Source organism: Methylorubrum sp. POS3 (genome assembly GCF_043352485.1).
Classification (GTDB): Bacteria; Pseudomonadota; Alphaproteobacteria; order Rhizobiales; family Beijerinckiaceae; genus Methylobacterium; species Methylobacterium suomiense.
Genome location: NZ_JAPRBT010000001.1, coordinates 140,804 through 163,473 on the forward strand (window position 1 = coordinate 140,804; position 22,670 = coordinate 163,473).

22 protein-coding genes are annotated in these 22,670 nt (G+C 68.5%); 10 read left to right on the top strand and 12 right to left on the bottom strand.

The annotated features are described in order from the left end of the window. Positions 1–23: 23 nt before the first annotated feature. Positions 24–983: a L,D-transpeptidase gene (locus tag OWC43_RS00690; protein ID WP_393955326.1), complete on the bottom strand. Its 960-nt coding sequence runs from the start codon at positions 981–983 to the stop codon at positions 24–26. A gap of 355 nt (positions 984–1,338) precedes the next feature. Here OWC43_RS00690 and OWC43_RS00695 point away from each other — a divergent pair, with 355 nt between their 5' ends. From OWC43_RS00695 to OWC43_RS00710, 4 genes are all read left to right on the top strand, one after another. Beyond that, the gene (locus OWC43_RS00695) at positions 1,339–1,593 is read left to right on the top strand and encodes a hypothetical protein (protein ID WP_137827373.1); all 255 of its coding nucleotides are present in this window, start codon (positions 1,339–1,341) and stop codon (positions 1,591–1,593) included. Positions 1,594–1,731: 138 nt separating this feature from the next. Next, positions 1,732–2,976 carry an exonuclease SbcCD subunit D gene (locus tag OWC43_RS00700; RefSeq protein ID WP_393955327.1) on the top strand — a complete coding sequence of 415 codons (1,245 nt, stop codon included), beginning with the start codon at positions 1,732–1,734 and terminating at the stop codon, positions 2,974–2,976. Positions 2,977–2,986: 10 nt separating this feature from the next. Next, positions 2,987–6,733: an AAA family ATPase gene (locus OWC43_RS00705; RefSeq protein WP_393955328.1), complete on the top strand. Its 3,747-nt coding sequence runs from the start codon at positions 2,987–2,989 to the stop codon at positions 6,731–6,733. Positions 6,734–6,997: 264 nt separating this feature from the next. Next, positions 6,998–8,257 carry a nitrate/nitrite transporter gene (locus OWC43_RS00710; protein ID WP_393955329.1) on the top strand — a complete coding sequence of 420 codons (1,260 nt, stop codon included), beginning with the start codon at positions 6,998–7,000 and terminating at the stop codon, positions 8,255–8,257. A 54-nt stretch (positions 8,258–8,311) separates the two neighbouring features. Here OWC43_RS00710 and OWC43_RS00715 read toward each other — a convergent pair whose 3' ends face one another. Then, entirely contained in the window at positions 8,312–9,079 is a 768-nt protein-coding gene (locus OWC43_RS00715) for a ComF family protein (protein WP_393955330.1), read from the bottom strand. A gap of 17 nt (positions 9,080–9,096) precedes the next feature. Then, positions 9,097–9,327, bottom strand: a complete 231-nt coding sequence (locus OWC43_RS00720; protein ID WP_393955331.1) for a hypothetical protein — start codon at positions 9,325–9,327, stop codon at positions 9,097–9,099. 152 nt (positions 9,328–9,479) lie between these two features. Between OWC43_RS00720 and OWC43_RS00725 the strand changes: the two genes are divergently transcribed. After that, positions 9,480–10,376 (top strand): methyltransferase domain-containing protein, encoded by an 897-nt coding sequence (locus OWC43_RS00725; RefSeq protein ID WP_393955332.1) that lies wholly within the window; start codon positions 9,480–9,482, stop codon positions 10,374–10,376. After that, positions 10,373–10,717, top strand: coding sequence for a DUF427 domain-containing protein (locus OWC43_RS00730; protein WP_393955333.1), 345 nt, complete (start codon positions 10,373–10,375; stop codon positions 10,715–10,717). The genes OWC43_RS00725 and OWC43_RS00730 overlap by 4 nt, the downstream gene beginning before the upstream one ends. A 20-nt stretch (positions 10,718–10,737) precedes the next feature. Here OWC43_RS00730 and OWC43_RS00735 read toward each other — a convergent pair whose 3' ends face one another. Genes OWC43_RS00735 through argJ form a run of 4 tightly spaced genes read right to left on the bottom strand, consistent with a single transcriptional unit; the run spans position 10,738 to position 14,641 of the window. Continuing rightward, positions 10,738–12,255, bottom strand: a complete 1,518-nt coding sequence (locus tag OWC43_RS00735) for a DUF6880 family protein (RefSeq protein ID WP_393955334.1) — start codon at positions 12,253–12,255, stop codon at positions 10,738–10,740. A 21-nt stretch (positions 12,256–12,276) separates the two neighbouring features. After that, positions 12,277–12,696 (bottom strand): (deoxy)nucleoside triphosphate pyrophosphohydrolase, encoded by a 420-nt coding sequence (locus OWC43_RS00740; protein ID WP_393955335.1) that lies wholly within the window; start codon positions 12,694–12,696, stop codon positions 12,277–12,279. Beyond that, positions 12,693–13,373 (bottom strand): SIMPL domain-containing protein, encoded by a 681-nt coding sequence (locus OWC43_RS00745; RefSeq protein ID WP_393958460.1) that lies wholly within the window; start codon positions 13,371–13,373, stop codon positions 12,693–12,695. The genes OWC43_RS00740 and OWC43_RS00745 overlap by 4 nt, the downstream gene beginning before the upstream one ends. A 23-nt stretch (positions 13,374–13,396) precedes the next feature. Then, positions 13,397–14,641 carry a bifunctional glutamate N-acetyltransferase/amino-acid acetyltransferase ArgJ gene (argJ, locus tag OWC43_RS00750; RefSeq protein WP_393955336.1) on the bottom strand — a complete coding sequence of 415 codons (1,245 nt, stop codon included), beginning with the start codon at positions 14,639–14,641 and terminating at the stop codon, positions 13,397–13,399. A gap of 231 nt (positions 14,642–14,872) precedes the next feature. On the opposite strand from argJ, the gene OWC43_RS00755 reads away from it, so the two are divergent. Further along, on the top strand, positions 14,873–15,325 hold the full coding sequence (locus OWC43_RS00755) for a histidine kinase (protein WP_393955337.1): 453 nt from the start codon (positions 14,873–14,875) through the stop codon (positions 15,323–15,325). Between the two features lie 89 nt (positions 15,326–15,414). Next, positions 15,415–15,966: a glutathione peroxidase gene (locus OWC43_RS00760; RefSeq protein WP_137827384.1), complete on the top strand. Its 552-nt coding sequence runs from the start codon at positions 15,415–15,417 to the stop codon at positions 15,964–15,966. Here OWC43_RS00760 and OWC43_RS00765 read toward each other — a convergent pair whose 3' ends face one another. Beyond that, complete coding sequence (locus tag OWC43_RS00765; protein WP_393955338.1) at positions 15,967–16,188, bottom strand: hypothetical protein; 222 nt, start codon at positions 16,186–16,188, stop codon at positions 15,967–15,969. It lies immediately after the preceding gene. 114 nt (positions 16,189–16,302) lie between these two features. On the opposite strand from OWC43_RS00765, the gene OWC43_RS00770 reads away from it, so the two are divergent. Together OWC43_RS00770 and OWC43_RS00775 are read left to right on the top strand one after the other, a co-directional pair. After that, positions 16,303–16,530 (top strand): hypothetical protein, encoded by a 228-nt coding sequence (locus tag OWC43_RS00770; protein WP_393955339.1) that lies wholly within the window; start codon positions 16,303–16,305, stop codon positions 16,528–16,530. Between the two features lie 116 nt (positions 16,531–16,646). Then, positions 16,647–16,889, top strand: a complete 243-nt coding sequence (locus OWC43_RS00775; RefSeq protein WP_137827387.1) for a DUF2188 domain-containing protein — start codon at positions 16,647–16,649, stop codon at positions 16,887–16,889. 13 nt (positions 16,890–16,902) lie between these two features. On the opposite strand, the gene putA is transcribed toward OWC43_RS00775, so the two are convergent. The 4 genes from putA to OWC43_RS00795 all read right to left on the bottom strand — a co-directional run bounded on the left by putA (position 16,903) and on the right by OWC43_RS00795 (position 22,497). Continuing rightward, positions 16,903–19,980 carry a bifunctional proline dehydrogenase/L-glutamate gamma-semialdehyde dehydrogenase PutA gene (gene putA, locus OWC43_RS00780; RefSeq protein ID WP_393955340.1) on the bottom strand — a complete coding sequence of 1,026 codons (3,078 nt, stop codon included), beginning with the start codon at positions 19,978–19,980 and terminating at the stop codon, positions 16,903–16,905. Positions 19,981–20,106: 126 nt separating this feature from the next. Further along, on the bottom strand, positions 20,107–20,565 hold the full coding sequence (locus OWC43_RS00785; RefSeq protein WP_393955341.1) for a type II toxin-antitoxin system RatA family toxin: 459 nt from the start codon (positions 20,563–20,565) through the stop codon (positions 20,107–20,109). A 6-nt stretch (positions 20,566–20,571) separates the two neighbouring features. Further along, positions 20,572–21,570, bottom strand: a complete 999-nt coding sequence (gene lipA, locus OWC43_RS00790; RefSeq protein ID WP_393955342.1) for a lipoyl synthase — start codon at positions 21,568–21,570, stop codon at positions 20,572–20,574. Between the two features lie 204 nt (positions 21,571–21,774). Beyond that, positions 21,775–22,497 (bottom strand): cell wall hydrolase, encoded by a 723-nt coding sequence (locus tag OWC43_RS00795; protein ID WP_393955343.1) that lies wholly within the window; start codon positions 22,495–22,497, stop codon positions 21,775–21,777. Positions 22,498–22,670 lie beyond the last annotated feature (173 nt).

The following is a 22,670-nucleotide window of genomic DNA, read 5'->3' on the forward strand; positions in this document are numbered from 1 at the left end:
CCGCGGGGAAACGTAACGCCGCTTCAGCCGAGGACCACCACCCGGGTGCCGACCTCGACGCGGTTGAACAGGTCGATGGCATCCTGATTGATCATGCGGATGCAGCCCGATGACACGCTCTGGCCGATCGAGTGCGGCTCCAGCGTGCCGTGGATGCGGAACAAGGTGTCCTTGTTGTTCTGCCACAGATACATGGCCCGGGCACCGAGGGGGTTGCGCGAACCGCCGGCCACCCCGAGGCCGCTCTGCAGCTTGTCCACCTGTTCGGCGAGGTCCGGACGACGGGCGATCATCTCCTTCGGCGGATACCAGTCGGGCCACGCCTGCTTCGAGTTGATGGTCGCGGTGCCGGACCACGCGAAACCCTGCTTGCCGACGCCGACGCCGTAGCGGCGGGCCCGTCCACCCGGGAGGACGAGGTAGAGGAAGCGGGCGCGAGGATCGATGACGATGGTGCCCGGCGGCTCGGTGGTGCGGAAATCAACCTCCTGCCGCAGGTAGGTCTGATTGAACTTCTTGTAGGGGATGGCGGCGACGGGGAACGGCTCGCCGGTGACCGGCCCATAAGCGCGGGCATAGTCGATCGGGCCGTTGTCCGGCTGCTGCGGCGGCAGCTGCCACCCGGCCTGACCGGGACCGGCCGGGCGCGGCGTCTGGATCGGGCCGTTGGCCGGCGTCTGGTTGAACGCCTGACCGGGGGTCTCGGGCGGCGGCTCGCCGTAGCGCTCGGCCCGACGGCGGGCATAGGCCTGGGCGTCGAGGTCGGCCCCCGTCTCTGGCACCGGGCGGCCGTTGCTGACCCGGCCGTTATAGGGAACGTACTCGCCGCCGCGCTTGCGGTAGAGCTGGCCGGCACCATCCTGATAAAGCCGGTCGTCGTCGAAACCGCCGAAGCCCTGAGCTGCGGCGAGATTGGGCAACGCGACGAGCGCAAGGCTCGTCGCGGCCCCGAGAAGAAGGGTACGGCGGTTCTGCATGGACATGGATCGCTCGAAAGTAGTGCGCCGGGCCGGAACCGGATCTCGAGAGCGGATGACGCTCACGTTTGTCCGGGTCGGCTGAACTGCCCCGCTTGGATGTAACAAGGAGCTGGCCTCACGTCACGCTGCCTGCTCTCATTGAACGGTGGGCTAGCACGACGACTGTGCGAACATTGTGTCCGTATGGTTACACCCGCATCCAACAACCGATCCCGCGTTGGGCGGGTATGCGGCCATTAACGAATTTGAAAAAATCGTGCCGAAGACGGCGAAATCGTGGTGGACGACGATTGCATCCGCGCGGTCGGCCATTAGATGAAGCGTGACCGTTAGCCTCCGATGACGGACTCCTTACATCGTGCGCGCCTCGATTTTCCGCATCCTGCTCGGATCGCTTTGCCTCGCGCTGAGCTGCCCCCCCGAGGCTCTGGCCGCACGCAAAGCCAAGGCCACGGCCAAGCCTCCTGTCGAGGCTGCGGCGCCCGTCGCCCCCGCCGAGAAGCCCGGCACCACATGGACTGCTGCCGAGCCCGCGCATTGCTCCCAGGCGCGGCGCAAGCTGTGGCAGGAGAGCGAAGGCTGGATCGTCAAGACGGTCAGCGTCTGCCGCTGAGCCTGCCGGCTCAGGCCTGTTCACCACAGGAGATCGGACGCCTGCGCGGCTGACGACTCGAAGCGGGCGGCGCAACCCGCTACAACCCCGCCGCCGCACCCTTTCCTGCGGTGTCGACGGTCGGGCGGGAAGCCTCCGGTGATACGCGTCCTCCACACGGGCGATTGGCATATCGGGCAAACGCTGCGCGGATACGCGCGGGAGTGCGAGCACGCGGCCGTCTTCGCCCGGCTCGAAGCCATCGTGGCCGAGCGCGAAGTCGATGCCCTGGTGGTGGCGGGCGACGTGTTCGATTGCCAGAATCCGTCGGGCGAGTCGCAGGCGCGGTTCTACACGCTGATGGCGCGGCTCCATGCTGCCCGCCCATCGATGACCATCGTGATCACCGCCGGCAATCACGACGCTGCCGGCCGACTGGAGGCGCCTCGTCCCCTTCTCGAAGCGATCGGCGTCCGGGTGATCGGCAATGTCCGTCGCCGGGATGGAGCGATCGATCCGGGCCATCATCTCGTCCCGGTCCGTGACGCCTCGGGCGAGGTCGCGGCGCAGGTGCTCGCCGTCTCCTACCCTACCGCGGCCTGCCTGCCGCCGCTCTCCTCCCTCGGGAAAGGCGCGGGGGGCGATCCATCGCCGATCGTGCGCGGCGTGCGCGATCTCTACGGCCAGCTGTTCGAGGCGGCTCGCCCGCGCCTCGCCGGCCTGCCGCTGCTCGTCACCGGCCATCTCCACGTGGCGGGCGGACTCGAATCGGAGGGTGCCGAGCGGCGCATCCTCGTCGGAGGGGAGCATGCCGTTCCCTCCGACGTGTTCCCGGACGAAGCGCGCTACGTGGCGCTCGGCCATCTCCATCGCGCGCAGGGGCTCGGTCGCGGGCATGTGCGCTATTGCGGCTCGCTAATTCCGCTATCGGCGGCGGAGCAGCCCTATCGTCACGGCGTGACGCTCGTGACTTTGGGCTCCGGGCCGGCGGAGATCGAGCATATCGAGATCGAGCGCCCGGTGCCGTTCTTGAGGCTTCCGACGTCCGGTGACATGACGCTCGACGAACTCGGCGATCACCTCGCCGCGCTCTCGCTCGATCCGGATCTGCTGCCGGAAGCCCGGCCGTACATCCAGGTCAGGCTGGCCCGCAACGGGTTGCTGCCGGGCTACCGCGCCGAGGTCGACCGCATCGCCGATAGTTTCCCGGTGCGCATCGTCGATGTGCGCGTCGCCGTGCCGGCGCGCGTTGCCGCCGAGGTCGAGGAATTCGAGGCGCCCCCGCCGCGCCTGTCGGAGCGCGATCCCGAGGAGCTGTTCCGTCTCGCCTATCGCGCCCGCTGGGACGAGGAGCCGGGACCGCCCCATCTCGACGTGTTCCACCGCGCCCGGGCGGAAGCCTGAGCGAAACGCCATGCGCATCCTCGCGATCCGGGGTGAGAACCTCGCGAGCCTCGCCGCGCGATTCGAGATCGACCTCTCCGCCGGGCCGCTCGGCGCGACCGGATTGTTCGCGATCACCGGCGAGACCGGAGCGGGCAAGTCGACCATCCTCGACGCCCTCTGCCTCGCCCTCTACGGACGCTATCCCCGTGTCGCCGTCAGCCGTCGTGAGGACGTGCCGGACCCGAGCGGCGAAGCTCTCAGCGCCGGTGATGGTCGCGCAATCCTGAGACGCGGCGCCGCTGCAGGCTTCGCCGAGATCGATTTCATCGGGCAGGATGGGGTGGCCTATAGCGTCGGCTGGGAGGTCTTCCGCGCCCGCAATCGCGTCGATGGGCGGCTGCAGAACGAGCGCCGCCGCCTTCACCGGCTCGACGACGGCAGCGCGGTCGCCTCCGGCAAGACCGGCGTCCTCGCAGCGGTCGAGCGCCTGACCGATCTCAACTTCGATCAATTCCGCCGTACGGTGCTGCTGGCTCAGGGCGAATTCGACGCATTCCTCTTGGCGGCGGAGGGCGAGCGCGCCGAACTGCTCGAGAAGATCACCGGCACGGAGATCTATTCCGAGATCTCGAAGCGGGTGCATGCCGGCTACGAGACGCACCGGCGCACGGTCGAGACCCTGGAAGCCCGCCGCTCCGAGATCGGCCTGCTCGACGCCGAAGCGCGCCAAGCCTGTCACGATGGGCGTTCGGCGATCGAAGCCGAGGCGGCTGTGCGGCGTGAGCGGCTGGCCGCCCTGCGTGAGAGCCAGGAGCAGGCTCGACGACGTGCGACGGCCCATGATGCCCTGGGCGCTGCCGAACTGAAAAGGGACGCGGCGCGGGCGGCGCTGGCCGCCGCCGAGCCCGACAAGGACAGGCTTGCCGCGTTCGATGCCGTCGAACCCTTGCGCGGGCGCGCGGAATCGATGGACGAGGCCGCCCGCGATCTCGCCGCGGCGGAGGCCCAGGTGCTGGCTTGCGCCGAACGGGTCGCTTCGGCCCAAGCCGAGACGGAAGCGGCGGAAGCCGAGCGGGTCCTCGCCGCGGCGGCGGATGAAGCTGCCGAGAGCGTGTTCAAGGGCTTCGGTCCGCTGTGGGACCGGGCCGCTCAACTCGACAGCGCCGTCGTCCATGCCGACCAGGAAGCCGAGGCGGCCGCTAAACGTGCCGAAGCGGCCGCGATCGCTGCGGACACGGCACGCGCGCACCTTGCCGAACTCGATCGGCTTTCCGCTGTGCTTTCCGAGGCGGCGGCGGCGGAGGCTCGGCAACTAGATGCGGACGGCGACCAGGCGATCCTAGCCGACCGTCACGGCGAGATCGCACGGCGCCTCCGCGAATGGGGCCAATTGCGCAGGGACGCGGCGGGCGCTTCTGCGTCGGCGATCTCCCATCAGGCCGAAATCGCTCGCTGCGATGAAGCGGCGGCAGCGAGTGCCCGTCATATCGACGGCATCCAAACCCGCCGCGATGCGCTGGCCGCCGCGCGGGCCGAGCGTGAGGCGGCGCTCGCTGCCCTCGACGAGCCGGCGGCCCTGACCCGTGCTGGGCACATCGAAACCCTGCTCGATGCTCTTCGCGAGGCGTACGCCGTCGCGAACCGGCATGGCGGTGCCGTCGTCGACGCGGAGGCGGCCCAGCGCGAGACGCAGGCAGCCGCCGCTGAATATGCGACGGCCTCCGACGATCTGGCACGGGCACAAGTCGCTTTGCAGGCAGCCGAGTTGCGCCGAGCCGAGGTTCTGCCGCTCGCCGAGCTCGCGTCGGAGAGCGTTTCCCGCGAGGCGGCTCGGCTGCGAAGTCTCCTCGTCGCCGGTGAAGCCTGCCCGGTTTGCGGCGGCTGTGAACATCCGCACGCCCATGCGTCCAATGACGCCCTCGGCCGGCTGGCCGAGGAACTGCGCGCCCGCCGTACCGCCCTCGACGGCGAGATCGTCGAGCAGGGCCGGCGGCGTGACGACGCGCGCAGCAGGGCCGCCGCCGCCGAGGGGCGCAAGGTCGAGGCCGAACGGCGGGCCGTCGCGGCCATGGTCACGTCGCGCGAGACCCTCGATCCCTATCGAGCGTCGCTGCCTCGGCTCGTCGAAGCCCTAACTTTGGCAGGGCTAGCCGCCGCCCTGCCCCAAGCCCCGGATTCCCAATCCCTGGCGGCGGCGGGCCTCGCCGCCCGTGCCGAGCGCGAACGGATCGTCGGCACGCTCGATACCGCCCGATCCTTGCGCGGCGAGATCGACACTCTGATCCGCGACAGGGACGAGGCGGAACGGCAGAGCACCGAGGCCAGCCGCGCGCACGAGACTTGGCGCCAGAAGCGACAGGCAGCGGCGTTGGCCGCCGGCCGCGCGGAGGCGGAAGCCGAGGCGCTTTCGGGCCGTATCAGCGATCTTTCGCACGATCTATCGTCGGCGCTCCGTGCGGCCGATCTCGCCACAACCGACGTGGATCGCGATGCGGAGGCCGCCGCGCTGCGGGTCGAATCCCTTGGCGCGGCCTACGCCGCCCTTCGCGAGCGGCACACAGCACGGTTGGCCGAGTTGGCGGCTCTCGCACCCGAGCGGGCCACCGCGCTCACGATCCAGGCCGAGCGGGACGAGGCCGCGCGCGCTGCGGCGACCGACGCTGCGATCCGTGCGGCGCACTTGAGCAAGGAGCGCACGAGCCGGAGCGAATTGCTCGGTGGCGAGGCGACGGGGGTCCACCGTACCCGCATCAATGCCGAACGCTTGGCGGCCCAAGAGCAGCTGAAGCGAGTGCAGGGACGTGCAGCCGAGGCGGCCCGCGCTCTGGCAATTCAGATTTCGGAAGCCGCGGGTGCGGCGAGCCATCGAGAGCGGATCGCAGTTCGCCACGCGGCGGCGGAAGCGGCCTTCCTGGAAGCCTGCGGCGAGCGCCCCCGCGCGATCGTACTGGCTCTTCTCGCGGTTCCGACCGCCGAGCGGGCGGCGTTGCGCATCGCTGTCGATCGGCTGCTGCGCGAGGCCGCGGAAGCCGAGACCGCTTGTGCGACCCGTCGCGCCGATCTCGAAGTAATGACCCAACAGGTCGAGTTCGACGCCGCCGCGGTGCAGGAGGAGGTCGCGGCCCTCGCTGCCGCCGAGGCTGCGGCACAGCAACGCTTGGGGGCCATCGACGCCGAATTGAAGCGCGACGACGAGGCACGGGCACGCGCCGTCGACCTTGAAACGGAGATGACCTCTGCGAAGGCCGATCTGGCGATCTGGGCACGGGTCGAGGAAGCGGTCGGCTCGGCGGGCGGGGATCGCTTTCGACGCTTCGCCCAAGGGATCACGCTCGATCATCTGGTGCATCTCGCCAACGAGCAATTGCGAGCCCTGAGCCCCCGTTACCGCCTCGCCCGCAGTCCGGCGGCGGATCTGGCCCTGCACGTGGTCGATCGCGACATGGGCGAGGAGCGCCGTGCCACTCGCAGCCTCTCGGGGGGCGAGCGCTTCCTCGTCTCGCTCGCTTTGGCGCTCGCCCTATCGGGGCTTGAAGGCCGCCAATCCTTCGTCGATACGCTGTTCATCGACGAGGGGTTCGGCTCGCTCGACGCCGAGACGCTCGACTTGGCCGTGGACGCTCTCGAAACGCTTCAGGGTCGCGGCCGGAAGGTCGGCGTCATCACCCATGTCGCCGGGATGATGGAGCGTATTGCCGTACAGATCCGCGTGGAGAAGCGCGGCAGCGGACGTAGCATCGTTCGCGTAGTGGATCGCGGCGGCGCTGTCTTTTGAGGCAGCCTGGGCGTTTGCCTGTATCCTGGGCATTTGCTGCATGGGCGCGCGGCAATACCCTTCCGCCCGAGGCGGCACGATCGGGCTCTTCGCTTCATCCCCGTCTTGGCATGGCGGCTGCATAGTGTTCTTCGGCCGCCGACGAGCGGCAGCGGGGCAACGGCGCCTCGCGGTCCGGACGACGCTGGTCCGGCAACCTCTCCCGCTTGTGCGGTCGCCCTTGACTTGAACGTCCGGTGCGGTCGCCAGACAACGAGCACGCCGATGGCTTCCTTCAAGACCGTGATGAAGTCGGGCCACCCCCCGACCCTGTTTGCCGCGTTCCTCTACTTCGATTTCTGTTTCGCGATCTGGGTGCTCAACGGGGCCATGGGCCCGTTCATCACCGAGACCTACAAGCTGACTCCCGCCCAGACCGGCTTCATGATCTCGTTGCCGATTCTGGCCGGCGCGATCATGCGTTTTCCTCTGGGCGTGCTGGCCCAGTATATCGGGCGCAAGAACGCGGCGCTGACCGAGATGGGCGTCATCGTCCTGGCGATGGCCTACGGCTTCTTCTTCGTCTCGTCGTATAACGACGTGCTGGCCATGGGCGTGCTGCTCGGCATCGCCGGCGCGTCCTTCGGCGTGGCCCTCTCGCTCGGCTCGGGCTGGTTCCCCCCGGAGCATAAGGGGCTGGCCATGGGCATCGCGGGCGCCGGCAATTCGGGCACCGTGCTCGCCGTGCTGTTCGCTCCGCCGCTCGCCCAAGCCTATGGCTGGCAGGCGGTCTACGGCTTTGCCGGGATCGTGATGATCGTTCCGATCGTCGTGATGATCCTGCTCGCCAAGGAGCCGCCGGATTGCCACGGCCAGACCTTTAAGGAGCATGTCTCCTGCCTGTTCACCAAGGACGGCTGGGCCTTCTCGCTGATCTACGTCATCACCTTCGGCGGCTTCATTGGCCTGTCGAACTTCCTGCCGACCTTCTTCTACGAGCAGTTCGCCGTCACCAAGGTCGAGGCCGGGCGCCTTACCATGCTGGCCGCGCTGATGGGGTCCGGCATCCGCATCCTCGGCGGCTACTTCGCCGACCGGATGGGTGGCATCATGGTGCTGTCCATCGTGCTGCTCGCCGCGATCGGCTCGTTCCTGGCGCTGACGGCGACGCCGTCCCTGGCGGCCACCACCATCCTGTTCATGCTCTGCTTCGCCGCCCTGGGGGCCGGCAACGGTGCGCTGTTCCAGCTCGTGCCACTGCGCTGGCCCACCAACACGGCGGTGGCGGGCTCCATGATCGGCGAGGTCGGGGCGCTCGGCGGGGCGATCCTGCCGAACGTCATGGGCCTCTCGAAGCAGTATACCGGTGGGTTCGCGCCCGGCTTCGTCGCCTATGCCGTGTTTGCTGCGGTGGTCCTCGGCTGCCTGTTCCTGTGGCAGCGCAAGTGGGTCGGCCAGTGGGTCGGGCCCCGTGGGCGCGTTCTCGACCGTCCGACCGAAGCCCAGGCCGCCGCCTCCGGTCGCCTGGAACCGGCAACGGTCTGAGGAATCAGCGTTCGAATGGCAACGAGGCTCCGAAAGGGGCCTCGTTTCGTTGTGTCAGAGCGGTTCGCCCGTCACCGTCGCGAAGGTCAGAAGATCGACCCCCGTGGCCCCAGCGCGCAGGAGAGCACGCGCGGCGGCATTGCCGGTCGCTCCAGTCGTCGTCACGTCATCGACGAGGAGGATGCGCCGTCCGGCGATGCGCATTCGCGCCGCCTCCGACACCCGGAACGCGCCCTGGAGATTGAGCGATCGCTGATGGCGCGTCAGCCCGACCTGGGGACGCGTCGCACGCACGCGGTTCAGGGCTCGGACATCGCAAGGTTTCCCGGATTGTCGCGCGATGGCTCGGGCCAGCAAGGCCGCCTGATTGAAGCGGCGGCGCCAGAGGCGCAGGACGTGCAGCGGGACCGGCACGACCAAGTCGGTATCGGTGAGGAGATCGCGCCCGGCGGCGGTCATCATCCGCGCCATGGTATGGCCCAGGTCCAGGCGGTCGCCGTATTTCAGCCGATGCACGAGATCGCGGACCGTGCCGTCGTAGAGCGCGACCGCGCGGGCACGCTCGAACACGGGCGGGTCGGCGATAGCCCTGGGCGGAATCAGCGACCCGGTCCCGAGATCGAGCGCGAAGGGCGTGCCCAGGCGCTCGCAGAACGGTCGTTCGATCAGATGCAGCCCGCTCCAGCAGGTGGCGCAGAGGGCATGCGGTTCGGCGGTCGCCGCGCCGCAGCCGGGACAGGTGGGCGGATAGACGAGACCCAGTCCCGCCGCCACGGCGCGGCGAAGGGCCTGCCGGAGGGCGGGGCCCGCCGCCGCTCGCACGATGGCGGGGCCGCGTCTCAGCGGGTTGCGGGCTGGTCGCCGCCGTTCTGCACCTTGGTCTTGTCCTGCTTGTTCGCCTCGTGGCGTCCGATGGCGCAACCTGCGGCAGCACCGGCGATGCCGTGACCGACCGCGTGACCGGCGAGCCCGCCGACCGCCGCACCCTTGAGGCAGCCTTTCGCCTCAGCGGTCCCGGCCAGCGCGACCGCAGCCAGGATCAGCGCGGCGCGGAGTACAATCCGTGTCATGTGAACCTCCTTGATCGACGCCCGAAAACGGCTGCGTTCCGGTTCGGTTCCCATTCGTTTTGCCGCATCAGCTTCCGGCGGATCAATCCGGGAGGCGTCGGTTTTGCGAACCCGTCTGGCCGTCACTCCACCACAGCCCCATCTGCTCAGAGATGAACCACCCGACGCCCCTGTTCGACACCGCCCTCATTCGCCGCCGCCTCGTTCGCGCTCGGACGGCCGGCTATGCCGGTTTTCTGGTGGAGCGCATTATCGACGACACGGAGGATCGGCTCGCGGCGGTGACGCGGTCGTTCCCCCTCGCCCTCGATCTCGGCTCTCCCGTTCCGATTCTGCGCGACCGCCTGTGTGAATCCGGGCGGGTCGGTCGGCTGGTGCGGATGAGCCCGGTCCGCGAGGCGGGCGCCGATTGCGTCGGGGATGCGGAGACCTTGCCCTTCGGTTCCGGCGCAGGTTTCGACCTCGCGGTGTCGGCGCTGGCGCTCCAACACGTCAACGACTTGCCGGGCGTGCTGGTGCAGCTGCGCCGGTCGCTCAAGCCCGACGGCCTCTTCCTCGGTTGCCTCCTCGGCGGCGCGACGCTGACGGAGCTACGCCAATCCTTTCTTCAGGCGGAGAGCGAGACCGAAGGCGGCGCGAGCCCTCGGGTGGCGCCTTTCGCGGAACTGCGCGATTTGGGCGGGCTGTTGCAGCGGGCGGGCTTCGCCCTGCCGGTGGTCGATGCCGATACGATTCGCGTGCGCTACGCCAACCCGTTCGCTCTGATGCGAGACCTGCGGGCGATGGGGCTGACCAACGCACTGACCGACCGCCGCCGCACGCCCCTGCGCCGTTCCACCCTGCTGCGGGCTGCCGCGATCTACGCCGAGCGGTTCGCCGATGCCGATGGGCGTGTTCGGGCCACCTTCGAAATCCTCTGGTTGTCCGGTTGGGTGCCGCACGAGAGCCAGCAGAAGCCGCTCCGCCCGGGAACCGCCCAAACCCGGCTCGCCGAGGCACTGGGCACCGCCGAGCATCGGCTGGCGCCGGATACGGGAGACACACCATGAAGGAACCGGGACCCCACCATCCCATCACCATCACGCCGCATGAGGGCGTGGTACGGGTCCGGGCGGGCGGACGCATCGTCGCCGAGACGGCGCGCGCGCTCGTTTTGCGCGAGGCGGATTATTCCCCGGTGCTGTACATTCCCCGGGAATACATCGCCGCCGACGCGTTGCAGCCGAATGCGCGACGCACGCATTGCCCTTACAAGGGCGAAGCCTCCTACTTCGATGTCGCCGGGGGATCGGCGGCGGCTTGGTCCTACGAGAATCCTTTCCCGGCGGTCGCCCGTATCCGCCGTCACCTCGCCTTCTATCCGGACCGGGTCGAGGCCATTGAGGCATAGGATAGGCTGCCGACGCAGACCTACCGGTTCAGCAGCCCCCAGAAACCGTATTTCCGCCCATGCGACTTGCGAAGGCCTGCCACATAGGCCGCATGGTCGGGTGTCAACCGCCCCGGTTCGATCTCGTCGGCCAAGGCGGCCAGCTTCGCAAGATCGCGGGCCGCGTGACCGTAGGCGTTGGCGCGGGCGCGTTCCAGAATATCGTCGATGAGCAGGCGGTAGAGCAGGCTGGCGGCGAGCGGATGATCCGGCGCCAGGGTGTCGGCGGCAGGGGCGAGGACTTCCCAGTTTCGGCCCGACCACTCCTTGCGCCGATCCATCACGAGCCGAGCCGCACGATCGAGATTCGGCCAACCGATCAGGAAGTAGAGCCCGAAATGCGGGTCCTTGCGCGCGGCCGCCAATTCGAAAGCGCGTTCCAGCGCCTCCTCGTCCTCGAAATCCGGCAGCTTGGCGAGGTAGTCCCGCAGCATTTGCGGATCGAGGCAACGTTCGAACCGCGCCCATCGCAGCCGCTGGGCCTCGTCCCTGCGCCCGAGAGCATCGAGGATTTGCACTTCCAGGATCGTCCGGTCCGGCGCAGATGCGTCGGGGGCGACGCCACCGATCACGTCGCTGCGCGTCAGCGCGGCAGGACCGGCTTTGCGGCTGACCCAGTCGAGCGCTTCGTCTGCACGGCCAGCGGCCAGCAATCGCTCCGCCACCGCCAGGACGTCCGGCCGATCCGGTGAGGTCGCGGTCTCGAGGGCGATGAAGGCATCCACGTCGCCCCGGGCATCGGCCACGGCCTGCCGAAGCTTGGCGAGCCGCTGCCGGTGATAGCGCCGTTCCCACGCGCCCTCCCCCGTCGCGGAGGTCGCGCGGCCGGGCTTCCCCGGCGGTTTCGGCATGGCCTCCAATGCGGCCTCGAGGGCCGCGTCGAAGGTGTCGAGCCCCTCTTTCTGGAGCTTCGACACGAGCGCTTCGAGCATGCTGCCGACGAACGCGTAGCTGTCGCGGTCGAGATGTCCGACCGCGCGCGTCGCGAACGCTTCTGCCGTTTCCGGCGGCAGCGCGGCGGCGATCCCCGTGGCGGCTTCGGCGGCGGCCTCGTAGACCCCGTGGATCTGCCCGCTCGAATCATCGACCCGTTCCAGGGTCCCGTCCGCCGTCGCGAGGAAGCGCATCAGCCGGTCGAGGGCCATCCCGGCATCGAGCGGGCGCAGATCGGCCAGCATCGTGGTGACCGTGGCGTCGAGATCGGCGGCGAAGGCCCGGCGCTTCTGCCAATCGATGAACCCGCGAGCCTTCTCCAGGGCCGCGAGGCGCCGGTCGATCATCGCCGCGACCGTATCGGGCCCCTGAAGCGCGGCGAGGGCCGCCGTGACGCGTTTCTTGAAGGCCGGGCTCTGGCCGACTTCTTCGAGAACCAGGGCGATCAATCGCTCCGAGCTGAGTGCCGCCAGGGTCTCCGGCGAAGGCACAGTACTGCGCGATTTCCGAGGCTTGGCGGCAACCGGCTTCGATGTGTCAGCCGCTGCCTTCGTACGCTTCGCCATGATCCGTCCTTCGCCAGTCGGTCAGGGACCGAGCAGATCGATCAGGAAGGGGATCAGCGGCAGATCGGCCGGCGGCATCGGCAACTCGCGAAGCGCGCCGGGGCGCTGCCAGCGCAGGCTCTGGCCCTCGCGCGACTGAGGAATCCCCTCCCAGCGTCGGCAGATGTAGAGCGGCATCAGGAGGTGGAAATCCGGATAGGCATGGCTCGCGAAGGTCAGCGGCGCGAGGCACGGTTCGCGTACCGTGATGCTGAGCTCCTCCGCGAGTTCGCGGATCAAGGTGTCCTCCGGGCGCTCACCCGGCTCGACCTTGCCGCCGGGAAACTCCCAGAGACCCGCGAGGGTCTTGCCCTCCGGCCGTTGGGCCATCAGCACGCGCCCATCGGCATCGACGAGCGCGGCGGCCACGACGAGAACGAGGCGGATCGAAAGCGCGCTCATCGGGCGATCGCGAACACGGCTTCGACCTCGGCAACGGTTTCGATGCGTCCCGCCTCGATCGGTACCGCCGTACGCCCTCGCGGTGCTGCAGCCTTCGCCATCGCGTAGGGTGCCGGCCGAGACGCGTCGCCGCGCGGCGGCGCGGTGATCGAGAGGGCCGGACCCAGACGCACCCCCGCGGCCTCGGCGAGCCGCTCGGCCTGGGCGCGGGCATCCTTCATGGCGGCGCTCTGCACGGCGGCCTCCGCGGCACCCGGATCGCGCAGGCCGAAGGCGATGGCATCGATCCGATTGGCGCCGGAATCGAGCGCACGGCGCAGCCATTCGCCCAACTTGCCCATATCGGCCAAGCGCACCCGCACGAGATTGCCCGCGCTGTAGCCGTCGGCCTGTTCGCGGACGGTGCCGTCGGGCTGTGGCACCGCCTTGGTGCGAGCTTGGAGCGTCAGCGCGGTCGTGCCGATATCGGCGTCCGGGACGCCCATCTCTTTCGCCGCCGCGATCACGCCCCTGGCGGCGCGGCTCACGGCGTCCAGTGCCACTGCCGGTGTCGCTCCCTGACCCTCGACACCGACTTCGACGGAGGCGAAATCGGGACTGCTCTCGCTCTGCGCCCGGCCGACGACGCGGATACGGCCCTCTTCATCCGCCAGTGCGGGGACGGCGAGGGTCAGCATCAGCGCGGCGGCGAGGAGGGGTCTCACGAGCGGTAATCTCCGTTGATCTCGACGTAGGCCTTGGTGAGGTCGCAGGTCCAGACCCGCGCGGTACCCTGCCCGAGGCCCAGATCGACCCGCACGGTGATCTCGGGCTCGCGCATCACCGCGCTGGCAGCCTCCTCGCTGTAGCCGGGATCGCGGGCGCCCTGCACCGCCACGCGTACGTCGCCGAACCAGATGGCGAGACGGTCACGGTCGGCGGGTTCGCCGGCCTTGCCCACCGCCATGACGACCCGGCCCCAATTGGCGTCTTCGCCGGCCACGGCGGTCTTCACCAGCGGCGAGTTCGCGATCGAGAGGGCGATGCGATGGGCGGAGGCATCGCTCTCGGCACCCTCGACCCGGACGGTGACGAGCTTGCGCGCGCCCTCCCCGTCGCGAGCGACGAGTTGGGCGAGTTCGATCAGGAGATCGTCCAGCGCCGCCCGGAACCCGTCGAGGCGCGGGTCGTCGGCCCGATCGATCGAGGCGTTGCCTGCAGCCCCGGTGGCGAAGAGCAGGAGCGTATCCGAGGTCGAGGTGTCGCCATCGACCGTCACGCAGTTGAACGAAGTCTTCGTGCCCGCGCTCAGAAGCTCTTGCAGCACCGTCTGCGGCAAGGTGGCATCGGTGAAGACGAAGGACAGCATCGTCGCCATGTCGGGGGCGATCATGCCGGCGCCCTTGGCGATGCCGTTGATCGTCACGGTCTTGCCGGCGATCTCGGCGCTACGGGTGGCGAGCTTCGGGAAGGTATCCGTGGTCATGATGGCCTTGGCGGCCTGTTCCCAGGCCTGTGCCCCGGGCTCGGCGCGGGCGACGCAATCGGCCAGCACGCCGTCGAATTTGGTGGCATCGAGGGGTTCGCCGATGACGCCGGTCGAGGCGATCATCACGGCGTCCGGCGTGCAGCCGGCGGCGCGCCCGGCGATCTCCGCGGTCAATGTCACGGCGTCGCGGCCCTTGAGGCCGGTGAAAGCGTTGGCGTTGCCGGAATTAACCACGAGCGCCCGGGCGCCGACCCCGGTCTGAAGCGCGGCACGGCACCAATCCACCGGCGCGGAGGGGCAGCGGGACCGGGTAAATACGCCCGCGACCTGCGTACCGGCATCGAGGCCCACGAACAGCACATCGGTGCGCCCCTGGTAGCGGATGCCGGCCTGAGCCGTGGCGAGCCGCACACCCGCGATCTCCGGCAGCGATGGCGCCGTCTTGGGCGCGAGCGGCGAGATGGACGTGGACGACATGATGTGACGGCTCCGGTCTGGCCCCGGCGGGGACCCGAAAAGCGGCGCCCTCGCATGCGGACGCGACAGGCGCGTGAAGATCCGCTCGCGGTGCACCGGGGCGGCGCGTTGTGTTGCGCCGTCGGCGGCTCCCGTCAACACGCCGCCGCCTTCGGCGTCGCTGGCCACAGAAATGTTGCAACGCACCAGGAAGCCGCTTGAACAGCGAAGTCCGTCTGTTAATCTATCCTAATGCGAAGCAACCAGGACATTGCTGCGTCAGGGAGTTTTCGGCGTGCTGCTCGCCTGCCCGGCGACGCGCAGCGAAGTTGCTACGGCATACAGGTCCTCGTTGCCGGCCGCCGCAAGCATTGGCGGGACGACGTCAGCGCCCAGGTCCGTCGCGCGGGCTTCAATGCCATCATGGTCGATTCAGCGGTCGACGCCTTGACCGTTTTGGCCCTCGGTCTGCCTGTCGATGTCCTCGTAACCGATGCCGACCTGCAAGGCGCCCTGTGCTGCTCTCAGCTCGCTGCCGAAGCGCGTTTGATGCGTCCCAATCTCGGGATCGTGCTGGCGAGTGACATGAATGGGGGCGAAGAACGTGCCCCGCTGCCTCCGGATTGTATCGTGATGGCGGAGGGCAACGAGAGGAACGACCTCGCCCGTACGGTCCGTGAGGCTCTGGCCGTCTGCGCATCCTGAGCCAAGTCCCCGCGACGATCGGGACCGTATTGCGTCAGGCGCCCTCTATGGCAGCCTCCGGGCAAATGCCGCGTCCGAGGAGGCCGACCATGTTGATTCGTCGCCGTGATTGTCTCGCCATGCTGGCCGTTGCCGCCGCAGGCAGCGCTCGCGCGAACGAGGTCAAAGCCGAGACCTTTTCGTTCGAAAAGCCCGGCGGCGGCACCGTACCGCTGGCCGAGTACAGCGGTAAGCCGATCCTCGTCGTCAATACGGCCACCGCCTGCGGCTACGCCCCGCAATTCGTCGGTCTCGAAGGGTTATGGACGCGGTTCGGGTCCCGCGGCCTCGCGGTCATCGCTGTGCCCTCCCCCGATTTCGGCAATCAGGAGCCGCTCGACGGGGTGGCGATCGCCGAGGCGGCGCGAAAGAACCACGGGGTCACGTTTCCGGTCGTGCAGAAGACCCACGTGAAAGGTCCGTCCGCACACCCGTTCTACCGCTGGGCGGCGGAGCGCAAGCCGGGCCAGACGCCGCAATGGAACTTCCACAAATACCTCGTCGGCCGCGACGGGGATCTGCGCGCCGCTTTCGCCACGCAGGTCGATCCGAACGATCCGCGCATCGTCAGCGCGATCGTCGCCGAACTGGGCGCCGCCTGATCAGCGATTGGGGATCTCTGCCGGCGGCAGCCGGCCTTTCTCGACCGTCCGCGGCGGAAGGCGCCGCCGGCTCGGCCCGGCGCGATCGCGCTCCGGGCGCTCGACGCGCGGCGGTGCCGACGGATAGTTCGACGCGAACGGGTTGGGCGGCGCCCCCTGTGCCCAACCGGGTGAGGCGGCAAAACCGGCACTCATCGCGAGCAGGACGACGGTCGGGCGCATGAAGACTCGCAGTGGCGAAGGAGCAGGACTCGCGCGGACAGCGAGAAGCTTCCTACATGGCAGCAGAATGGCGACGGGCGGTGGTCGATCGCCCAACCTCGGGAGGACAAGCGCATGGATCCGCATCACTTCGAGCAGGATGGAATCCTCTACGAGGTTCGGTTCGAGCGAACGCCCGAGGGATGGCTTGCCCGCATCCGACCGGAGGGGGCGGCGGACGCGCATCTCCTGGCTTTCCCGGAGGGCCCAGGTTTCGACCCGGAGGACGTGCGCGGCTCGCTCATTGCCGGTTGCCGTGCTGCGGTGGAACGGCTGCCGAAGCAACCGCCGACCCGTCACTGAAAGCCGATCCCCGCAGGAGAGAACGCAAACGATTGGAACCACCCGCCCGGCCATCGGTTCGCGACGGTAGTTGTGTTGCGGCAACGCATGTTGCGGATCGAGCGAGACAGGTTTCGATGACTGAAGTCACCTATCATATCGTCGAGCATGACGGCGGCTTCGCCTACAAGGTCGGCGACGTCTTCTCCGAAACCTTCCCGAGCCGCCAAGAGGCTTTGGAAGCCGCACAGGCCGCGGCCGCCGAGCAGCAGGTTCCCGGCTCGACCGAGGGGATCCGTTATCAGGATGGAAGCGGCCAGTGGCACGACGAGACCGCGAGCGGCAGCGACCGTCCGGTCGCGAAGGTGGTGGAAGATTGAGCGACCGGTCTCATCATCCCTCGAGGGTGATGAGGCCGATCGTGCCGCCCGCTGCGGCGGTGTTGATCGTGAGCGTTCGCTCGATGGCGAAGCGAGCGAGATAATGGGGCCCACCGGCTTTGGGGCCGGTGCCCGATAGGCCGCTGCCGCCGAAAGGCTGACTGCCCACCACCGCCCCGATCATATTGCGATTCACGTAGACATTGCCGTGCGGCAGGGCCGCCGCGACCTCGACGGCGAGGGCTTCGATCCGCGAGTGTATGCCGAGGGTCAGCCCATACCCTCCCCGACGAATCTCTTGCAGAGCATCGGTCAGGCTGCCCGCCTTGTACCGGGCGACATGGAGGACAGGCCCGAATACCTCTTCCCGCAGGTCGTCGGCGCGGCCGATCTCGATGATGTGGGGCATGACGTAATGGCCCAACGGCGCTGTCCCGGCCAGATGTAGGCGGGCTTGGGGGCTGATCTGCGCGATGTAATGATCGAGGCGCGCCTTGGCCGCGGCATCGATGACCGGGCCGAGATCGGTCGCGAGATCGCGAGGATCGCCGACTCGTAGCTCGGCAGCGGCGCCGACGATGGCCGCGATCATCGTATCCGCCACGTCCTCCTGCACGAGCAGCAGGCGCAGAGCCGAGCAGCGTTGGCCGGCGGAGCGGAAGGCGGATGTGACGACGTCGTCGGCGACCTGCTCGGGCAGGGCCGTGGCATCCACGATCATCGCATTGATTCCACCGGTCTCGGCAATCAGCGGGAGGATCGCGCCCGCCCGAGCGGCGAGGGCCTGGTTGATGGTGCGCGCCGTCGCGGTCGAGCCGGTGAAGACGACGCCCGCCAGTGCCGGATGAGCGATCAGCGCGGCACCGACCTCCGGCCCCCCTGGAACCAGATGCAGCGCATCGTTCGGAACCCCGGCTTGCTGCAACAGGCGGACGGCGTGTGCCGCGATGAGGGGGGTTTGTGGGGCGGGTTTGGCGACGACGGTGTTGCCGGCCATCAGCGCCGCCGCGACTTGGCCCGTGAAGATCGCGAGCGGAAAATTCCACGGGGAGATGGCGGCAAAGATACCTCTTCCGCGCAAGGTGAGGCTGTTCGTTTCACCGGCGGGACCGGGCAAGCTCAGAGGTTCTGAAAATAACCTCCGGCCCTCCGCCGCGTAGTAGCGCAGGAAGTCGATCGTCTCGCGCCATTCGGCCAGCGCATCGTCGAGCGTCTTGCCTGCCTCCGCCTGAAGCAGGTGCAACAGCGTCTCGCGCTGTTCTTCGACGGCATCGGCGGCGCGGTCGAGACAGGCGGCGCGCGTCTCGGCCGGTGTCGCCGACCATCCGGCAAAGCCGCCGGCAGCCGCATCCATCGCCCGCGTGGCCGAAGCGGTCTCGGCCTCCGTCACGTGGCCGAGATGCGCCCCGTCGATGGGGCTCGCCACGGAACGGGTCCGCCCCGGCTCCTCTCGTCCATCGATGATCGGCGCCGCAGTGAATGGGCCGGCGACCTGAGCCAACGCCGCGATCAGGCCTCCGACGGCGACGCCATCGCCGAAGGCAAGCCCCGGGCTGTTGCGCCGTTCCGGTGCGAACAGATCGCGCGGCAGCGCGATGCCGGGATGGCGCGCCCGTTGCGGCGTTTCGATCAAGGCGTGGGGACGCGCCAGCAAACGCGCGAGCGGCACGGTCGGATCGGCGGCGTGGGCGACAAACGAGGCATTCGCCCCGTTCTCCAGAAGGCGCCGGACGAGATACGCCAGCAATTCACGATGCCCCCCGACCGGTGCGTAGATGCGGCAACCGAGATCGGGCACCCGCTCCCCGAGCCGCGCGAACAGGGCCTCGCCCATTCCGTGCAAGCGCTGGAATTCGAATCCCCGCTCGTCACCGGCCAGCGCCATGACGCTCGCGACCGTCAGCGCATTGTGGGTGGCGAATTGCGGAAACAGCCGTGGTCGATAGGCCAGCAGGCGACGGGCCGCGGCGATGTAGCTGAGATCCGTCATTGCCTTGCGGGTGAAGACGGGGAAATCGGCCAGTCCCTGGACCTGGGCGATCTTCACCTCGCCGTCCCAATAGGCGCCCTTCACGAGACGCACCATCAGCCGCCGATCATGGTGCGCGGCGAGCGCGGCGACATGGTCAATCACCGGAAGGCAGCGCTTCGAATAAGCCTGAACCGCAAGGCCGAATCCGTCCCAGCCGGCGAGCGACGGATCGGCCAGCACCGCACCGAACACGTCGAGGGAGAGTTCGAGCCGCTCAGCCTCCTCGGCATCGATTGTGACGTTGAGGTCGTAGGTTCGGGCTGCGCGGGTCAAGTCGAGAACCACCGGCACCAACTCGGCTCTCACTCGCGGCGCCTGCATCGGCGTGTAGCGGGGATGGAGCGCCGAGAGCTTGACGGAGATCCCTGGCCGCGCAGGCAGGGCCGCCGACCCGGCCTCGCGGCCGATCCGCTCGATCGCCTCGGCATAGGCGTCCCGATAGGCTTCGGCATCGGCCGCGGTGCGGGCCCCCTCCCCCAGCATATCGTACGAGTAGCGCAGACCAGCCGGACCAGCTTTCGCCCGACGCAACGCGGCACCGATATCCTCGGCGAGCACGAATTGGCCGCCCATGATCCGCATCGCCCGCTGGGCCGCCGCGCGCACGGCCGGTCTTCCGAGTCGCCGCACGAGGACGGTGAGCGTCGCTTCCGGCGTCTCGTCGGCGGAGACGAGGCGGGCACCCAGCCCTAGTGCCCAGGCGGCGGCCTGCGCCAATCCGGCCTCGCTGCGGACCTCGTGGTGAGCGAAGTCTCCCTCGCGCAGCTTATCGGCGATGAGGCGATCGGCGGTGGCGGCATCGGGCACGCGCAGCAGCGCCTCCGCCAAGCTCATCAGCGCCAGCCCCTCGCGCGTGGTGAGGGCATATTCCTGCAGGAGCGTCTCGATCGCGCCGTGTCCGGCCTCGCGCCGGATCGCGGCGATCAGATCGGCGGCGAGCGCGTCGATCCCCGCCTCGGCCGCTGCGGGCATGGCGGCCTCGCGCAGGAGCATCTCGGCCAGCGCGCCGTCATCCGGTGCGTAGGGAGCACGGAAGCGGAGATTGGACGGGGCGTCCATGGGTTAGCCTGTTGGCGGTCGGACGACGCATCCTAACCCAACCGGCCTCTCACGGGCAGGCGATGTGGGTGTCGCAGCGGCTCCGTCGCCTCCTAACCTGACCCGAAATCGAGCCGGGGCGTCCGGTTAGGCCGGCGCGCCGTAGATCGCCCGTGCCCGCCCTTCGAAGGCGTCGGTGAATTTGCGGAAGGCCCGGTCGAACATCGAACCCATCACCAGGCCGAGCGTGCGGCTCTTGAACTCATAGGTGATGAAGAAATCGACGTCGCAGCCGCCCTTGCCGTCGTCGCGGAACGTCCACCGGTTCTCGAGATGCCGGAACGGTCCGTCGATATACTCGGCGGTGATCTTGCGGTTCTGCGGGTCCAAGGTGACGCGCGTCGTGAAGCGCTCGCGGATCGCCTTATAGCCCACGCCCATCTCGGCGACCCGGATCGTCGAGCCGTTCGGCCCGTCCGCGTCGCGCAGGACACGAAGCGATTCGCAGAGCGGCAGAAACTCGGGATACCGCTCGATATCGGCCACGAGGTCGTACATCTGCGTCGCCGTGTGGCGCAGGTTCCTCGTGATGCGGAAGGAGGGCATGGCGACTCAGGCGGTGGCGGGGAGCGGGACCGGCCCGAGCTTGGCGAGGCGTGCGGCCTTCAAGCGGGCGAAATCCTCACCCGCATGATGGGAGGAGCGCGTCAGGGGGGTGGCCGAGACCAGCAGGAAACCCTTGGAATAGGCCGTGGTTTCGTACGCCTTGAACTCATCCGGCGGGACGAAGCGCACGACTTCGTGATGCTTGCGCGTCGGCTGCAGGTACTGACCGATGGTCAGGAAGTCGACATCGGCCGACCGCAGGTCGTCCATGAGTTGCAGAACCTCGTTCCGCTCTTCCCCCAGCCCGACCATGATGCCGGACTTGGTGAAGATCGTCGGATCGAGTTCCTTCACCCGCTGTAGCAAGCGCACCGAGTGGAAGTAGCGCGCACCCGGCCGCACGGTGACGTACTTGCCCGGCACGGTCTCGAGATTGTGGTTGAACACGTCCGGTCGGGCCGCGACGACGACGTCCAGCGCTCCGGGCTTCCTGAGGAAGTCGGGGGTCAGGATCTCGATCGTCGTGTCGGGGCTCGCCTGCCGGATCGCCGCGATGGTCCGGGAAAAGTGTTCGGCGCCACCGTCCTTCAGATCGTCGCGGTCGACCGAGGTGACGACGACGTGGTGCAAACCGAGTTTGGCCACGGCCTCCGCAACCTTCTGCGGTTCGCCCGCATCGAGCGCCTCCGGCAGGCCCGTGCGCACGTTGCAGAACGCGCAGGCACGGGTGCAGGTATCACCCATGATCATGAAGGTGGCGTGCCGCTTCTCCCAGCACTCACCGATATTGGGGCAGCCAGCCTCCTCGCAGACGGTGACGAGACCGTTGGCGCGGACGATGTCCTTGGTTTCGGCCCAGAGCTTCGAACCGGGGGCTTTGACCCGGATCCAGTCCGGTTTGCGCTGGATCGCGGTATCCGGACGATGCGCCTTCTCGGGATGGCGCGGACGCGCGGCCAGTTTCGGCCGAGTGTCGTTGGAGAGAAGATCGAGGACGACGGCCATGGGATGTCGGAGAGGCGTCCGGAAACCCGGCGGCGGCCCGGGCGCAACTCTGACTTAAGCCCTGGGGCGGGCTCCCGCAAAGGGGTGTGGCGACAACCCGCCGCGTGCGTAACCGCCTACGCGGCTTATGCTGGGCACCATCGCGCTTCTGACGCGCGGACAGCCGGCGCGGTCCTTACGCTTCCTGATCGGGGGCCGATCACATCAGGGACGGTTGGGCATCGAAGCGTAGCGCGCCGGTCCGGCCAGGCGCAGATCCGGCACGGTGTACTCGGCGGTCAGCGTCGGCTGGATCTGACCGGTGATCGGAAGGCCGATCATGCCGGATTGGGCGGCGGCGACCTGGAGCGGCAACACGCGACCCGAGGCCACCTGTACCACGGCGTGGGGGCGAAGCGCGGGCAGATACCCTTCGCGGTCGCTCTTCTCGTAGAACACGTTGCCGCCCGCCGCGACGACGTAGTGCATGTTCTTGTACGGGAAGCTGTAGCCGGCGGTGTGGAAATGCAGCGCTTGGCCTACCCCGTCATGGCGTTTGCCGGAGAGCAGCAGGTCGGCGACCTTTTCCAGCCGGGGACGATCCTGCTCGCGAACGGGCTTCGTCAGCACGCCGTTGGCGAATTGGCGCTTCTGTCCGACCACCTCGCAGATGCGGCCAGGATAGGCCGGTGCGTCAAGACGGTTCATCACCACCGTGCCGACGGCGAGCAGGCCATCCTCGTCCGAGCGGTTGGACTCGAAATACATCGCTCGGGCGAGGCATTCCTTGTCGGCGGCGGTCGGCGTCTGGACGATCTTGGCATTCGCCACGATCGAGCCGGTGGTCAATTCCTGCTGCGGGCGGAACAAGCCGCACCCTCCAAGGCTCGAACCGGCGACCGCCAGGGTCGCGAGGCAGGCGAGGCGAAGGTGACGGTCGTTTCGCATTCAGACTTCCCAGGGCTGGGCAGAGGGCATGGAGGACGGCTCGTACGCTCAAGCTGATCGAAATGACGGGAAGGTGCAAAGGAACGGTTAAGCCTCCGCACAGAATGCGGATCAGTGTGTCTTTTGGCACACGGAGCGGAACGGTCCGCGGAACGACCTCAAATGAACGGTCA